Annotated in this window: 4 protein-coding genes; 1 reads left to right on the forward strand and 3 read right to left on the reverse strand. The window is 70.0% G+C overall.

The genetic code is table 11. The annotated features are described in order from the left end of the window. The coding region (locus tag HMPREF0058_RS12730) for a ComF family protein (protein ID WP_050765671.1) at positions 1-792 on the reverse strand (792 nt) is incomplete at its 3' end. Positions 793-1,053: 261 nt separating this feature from the next. Between HMPREF0058_RS12730 and secA the strand changes: the two genes are divergently transcribed. Next, the gene (gene secA, locus HMPREF0058_RS07115; protein WP_006549079.1) at positions 1,054-3,831 is read left to right on the forward strand and encodes a preprotein translocase subunit SecA; all 2,778 of its coding nucleotides are present in this window, start codon (positions 1,054-1,056) and stop codon (positions 3,829-3,831) included. A gap of 35 nt (positions 3,832-3,866) precedes the next feature. Here secA and HMPREF0058_RS13210 read toward each other — a convergent pair whose 3' ends face one another. Beyond that, complete coding sequence (locus HMPREF0058_RS13210; protein WP_006549080.1) at positions 3,867-4,505, reverse strand: Rv3235 family protein; 639 nt, start codon at positions 4,503-4,505, stop codon at positions 3,867-3,869. A 29-nt stretch (positions 4,506-4,534) separates the two neighbouring features. After that, a partial coding sequence (locus tag HMPREF0058_RS13215; RefSeq protein ID WP_248597012.1) for a LysM peptidoglycan-binding domain-containing protein occupies positions 4,535-4,994 on the reverse strand: 460 nt, incomplete at its 5' end.

Below are 4,994 nucleotides of genomic sequence, written 5' to 3' on the forward strand. Positions count from 1 at the left end.
GGCGCCCAGGCACCGGGCCCGGGCAGCCTCCAGGGCCCGGGCGCACGAGCCGAGGGTCGAGCCCGTGGTGACGACGTCGTCGACCAGGAGCACGGGCCATCCCTCGACCGGTGCCAGCACGCGCGGGGATGATGCCCGGTTCGAGCGCCGACGACGTGCCGACCGTCCGCTCTGATGGGCCCCGCGCAGCTGTGGCCGGCGGCGCAGGACGTCGGCGCAGGCCACGAGCAGGTCGCCCTGCCCAGGCCAGGAGCGTGCGATGCCGCGTGCCACGGCGTCGGCAAGGTCCGCCGCCACGAGGCGGCCGCGCAGGCGTCGCGTGAGTCCTGAGGGGGCGGGGACAACCAGCAGCCTGCCTGCCTGGGTCACCTCGCGCACCAGCGAGGTCTCCAGTCCCGCGGTCCACAGGCCCGCCGCCCGCTGGCCTGCCTCATGCATGACCTCGGCCAGGTCCTCACGCCCACCGTTCTTCCACCCCAGGACCAGGGCGCGTACCGGGCCGGCGTAGGCCGCCAGGGCGTGGATGGGCAGGTCCTCGGCGCCGTCGGCGTGGATGACCTCGGACAGCGGGCCGTTCAGGAGACTGCGGCAGCGCTCGCACAGCCGGGTGTCCCAGGTGCCGCACCCCGCGCACCGGGCAGGGATGAGCGCGCCGGCAGCGTCGTGGACGAGGCGTTGCAGCCACCGTGCAACCCTCCGGGCGTGAGCGGGTAACCAGGTAGGAGGACCTGACGGCGGCGTCCTGGACGGTGGTGGCGCGTCCCTGGTGGCCACGGGCGGAGGTGAGGGCATGGAACGAGCCTGCCTCGCCGTCGTCGGCCTCCTCCACAGCCGGCGGCGGGCAGCGCCCAGGCACCCTCGGTGTGGACAGCGGCACTCTTGTGCGAGGTACCGGCAGAGGCGTGGGGCGGGCACAGTCCACTACGATGAACGACGCCTGCACCCGTCGTGGCTCTTTCGGCCTGGGGCAGGACCGCCAGGACGTGGCTTCCGGGTGCGGCTGCGGCTGCGCCCTGCGGACACGCTCCGCCGTCACCACAGGGAGAAACCAGTATGTCGCTTGTCGACCGGATCCTTCGCATCGGAGAGGGGCGCACCCTCAAGAAGCTCGACGCCATCGCGCACCAGGTCGAGTCGCTTGCGGACGCCTACGGTGAGTTCACCGATGCTGAGCTCAGGGAGGCGACCGACGAGCTCAAGACGCGTTACGCCGATGGCGAGAGCCTGGACGCCCTGCTGCCTGAGGCCTTCGCCACCGTGTGCGAGGCGGCTGACCGTGTGCTGGGCATGCGCCCCTACCACGTCCAGATCATGGGCGGCGCGGCTCTGCACCTGGGCAACATCGCTGAGATGAAGACCGGTGAGGGCAAGACCCTGGTCGCCACCATGCCCTCCTACTTGCGTGCACTGACCGGCAAGGGCGTCCACGTGGTGACGGTGAACGACTACCTGGCTGAGTACCAGTCCGACCTGATGGGCCGTATCCACCGCTTCCTGGGGCTGACCACCGGATGCATCCTGGCCGGGCAGAGCCCAGCCGAGCGCCGCCAGCAGTACGCCATGGACATCACCTACGGCACGAACAACGAGTTCGGCTTCGACTACCTGCGTGACAACATGGCCCAGCGCCCCGAGGACCTGGTCCAGCGCGGGCACGCCTTCGTCATCGTCGACGAGGTCGACTCCATCCTGATCGACGAGGCCCGTACCCCGCTCATCATCTCTGGGCCTGCCACCGGGGACGTCAACAAGTGGTACCAGGAGTTCGCCAAGGTCGCTGAGCGCCTGACCGCCGGCAAGGACTACGAGGTCGACGAGAAGAAGCGCACCGTGGGTGTGCTGGCTCCGGGTATCGCCCGGGTTGAGGACTACCTGGGGATCGACAACCTCTACGAGTCCGAGAACACCCCGCTCATCGGCTTCCTCAACAACGCCATCAAGGCCAAGGAGCTCTTCCACCTGGACAAGGACTACATCGTCCGCGACGGCGAGGTGCTCATCGTCGACGAGCACACCGGACGTGTGCTGCCCGGGCGCCGTTACAACGAGGGCATGCACCAGGCCATCGAGGCCAAGGAGCGGGTGGAGATCAAGGCCGAGAACCAGACCCTGGCCACGATCACCCTGCAGAACTACTTCCGTCTCTACCCTGAGGGTTCGCGCTCAGGCATGACCGGTACCGCTGAGACCGAGGCAGCCGAGTTCGCCGGCACCTACAAGATCGGTGTGGTGCCCATCCCCACGAACAAGCCGATGATCCGCACCGATCAGCCCGACCTGGTCTACAAGTCGGTGCGCTCCAAGTTGCAGGCTGTGGTCGACGACATCGAGGAGCGCCACGCAGCCGGTCAGCCGGTGCTCGTGGGTACCACGAGCGTGGAGAAGTCCGAGCAGCTGTCCCAGATGCTCACCCGGCGCGGCATCCCCCACGAGGTCCTCAACGCCAAGCAGCACGCTCGTGAGGCGGCCGTGGTCGCGATGGCCGGGCGCAAGGGTGCGGTCACCGTGGCGACCAACATGGCCGGTCGTGGTACCGACATCATGCTCGGTGGCAACGCCGAGCACATCGCGGTCACCGCCCTCAAGGAGTCGGGACTGGACCCGGAGGAGGACTCCGAGGAGTACGAGAAGGCCTGGCCGGCTGCTCTGGAGGCCGCTCGTGAGGCCTGCAAGGCCGAGCACGACGAGGTCGTCGAGCTCGGTGGCCTGTACGTGCTGGGCACTGAGCGCCACGAGTCGCGCCGTATCGACAACCAGCTGCGAGGCCGCTCCGGCCGTCAGGGAGACCCGGGCGAGTCCCGTTTCTACCTGTCTATGGAGGATGACCTCATGCGCATGTTCGCCTCCGGCCTGGCCCAGCGCATCATGGCCTCCGACGCCTACCCCGACGACGTCCCGCTGGAGTCCAAGATGGTCTCCAAGGCCATTGCCTCGGCTCAGCGCCAGGTGGAGTCGCGTAACTACGAGATCCGCAAGAACGTCCTCAAGTACGACGACGTCATGACCGAGCAGCGCGAGAAGGTCTACTCCGAGCGTCGCCGGGTGCTGGACGGGGAGGACCTGGAGCCGCAGATGGAGGCCTTCCGCGCACGGACCGTGGACACGGTGGTGGCCTCGCGCACCAGCGAGGGCCGTCCTGACCAGTGGGACCTGGACGCCCTGTGGGACGACCTGGCCCACCTCTACCCGGTGGGGCTGACCAAGAACGAGATCCTGGGCGCCGTGGGCAGCCTTGACCAGCTGACGGCCGAGCGCCTGGGCGCTGAGCTGACCGAGGACGCGGCCGTCGCCTACGAGGACGCCGAGCGGCGCCTGGACGACAACCCGGTGGCGCTGGCCCAGCTGGGGCCTGAGCCCATGCGGACCTTGGAGCGGCGCGTGCTGCTGGCCGTGGTGGACAAGCGCTGGCGTGAGCACCTGTACGAGATGGACTATCTCAAGGAGGGCATTGGCCTGCGGGCGATGGCCCAGAGGGACCCACTCGTCGAGTACGCCAACGAGGGTGCCCACATGTTCAAGGCCATGATGGAGGGTATCCGCGAGGAGACCGTGGAGCAGGTCTTCGCGAACGCCGCTCGTTTCGACGCCGCTGCCAAGCGCGCCGAGGAGGAGGGCAAGACTGAGCTGGCCCGCACGATCGCGCAGGCTGGCGGGGACGCCGCCGGGAGCCTGGCTGGTGGCACCGTCATGGGGGACACCGGGCGCGAGGCGATGAACCAGCGCGTGAGCTACTCGGCTCCGGGCGAGGACGGGAGCGTCTCTGCCAACGAGGACGGCGAGGCTGCTGGCATGAATCGCGCTGAGCGTCGCGCGGCCAAGCGCCGCCGCTGAGAGGGGGCATCGCCCACCATCGCGGCCGCGGGGCCTCAGCCGATCTCCACGACGGCGAGGATCCAGCGGCCGCGGTGCATCTCCAGGCGAGCGGCGGCAGCGCGCAGCTGCGGCCCGACGTCGAGCAGGACCATGGCCTCGCACGCGCCTGAAGGGGTGAGCTGGACGCTGGCCCGCCGCGGACGCGGGCGGGGTGAGGTGACCTCGCCCAGGATCCTGCGAGCCAGGCCTGCCCGACGTGCCAGGGCGTCAAAGAGCTCTGGCGTGGTCCAGCCGGACAGGTGATCGACCGGGCGCAGTCCTGCCAGGACCTCGGCTGCTGCCGTGACCAGGGCCTGAGCCATTCGCGTCGCCGTGGCCACCTGCCTGGTGCCAGGAGACTGCTCACCCGAGGAGGGGGCCTCCTGACCGGTCCGCGCCTCACGGATGGACTCGATTGAGGCCTCGGTCTGCTCGACGGTCGGCACGAAGCGGAACCGGTCCCACCGGGCCGGACCTCGGCCCGGCCGGCTCCCAGGTTCTTGGAGAGGGTGAGTGGGGCAGTGCGTGAGCTCGGGCGCAGGGCTGGTGAGCCGCTCAGCGAGAGCGAGGGCGTCGGCAGGGGTCGAGATATGGACCGGAGCCAGGCGGACAGCCTGCGGCGTTCGCAGGTCCGGTGCGGTGAGGGTGGCCATAGCGCATGCGTCCTTGCCAGCAGGGATCGTTAGCCGCGCAGGCTGGCGGGCACCGTGAGCACGGTGCCAGGGTGGATCAAGGAGGGGTCTGGGCCGATGACGGCGACGTTGAGTGCGTAGAGCTCGGGCCAGGAGGTGAGGACCTCGGCGTCGGTGACCTCGCCGTCCTTCGCGGCCTGAAGCAGGCGGCGCGTGATCTGCCACAGCGAGTCCCCGGGTTCCACCGTGACCGTGGGCCTGGAACCCGCTTGCGGGGTGGCCTGGTGCGACTGCGAAGGGTGCGGTGAGCGGGGGCGTTCCTGAGGGCGGGGTGAGGCCGGTCGGTGGCCTGTGGCCCTCTGGTCCGCGCCCTGCGTGGCCTGGCCTGCCTGGAAGAGGGGCGCCGGCGCCGGTCCTGCCTCGCCGTGTGGGGCGCCGGCGGGCGCGGCGGCGTCCGTGGACACCGAGGCGTTCGGGGGTACGAGCTCAGAGGGGCGCGGCTGGGCTGGG

Source organism: Actinomyces urogenitalis DSM 15434, assembly GCF_000159035.1.
Taxonomy (GTDB): domain Bacteria; phylum Actinomycetota; class Actinomycetes; order Actinomycetales; family Actinomycetaceae; genus Actinomyces; species Actinomyces urogenitalis.

What these genes read in the sequence shown, in the direction of transcription:
- secA (WP_006549079.1), top strand. Translation starts at nt 1,054, where the DNA reads ATGTCGCTTGTCGACCGGATCCTTCGCATCGGAGAGGGGCGCACCCTC.
- HMPREF0058_RS13210 (WP_006549080.1), bottom strand. Translation starts at nt 4,505, where the DNA reads ATGGCCACCCTCACCGCACCGGACCTGCGAACGCCGCAGGCTGTCCGC.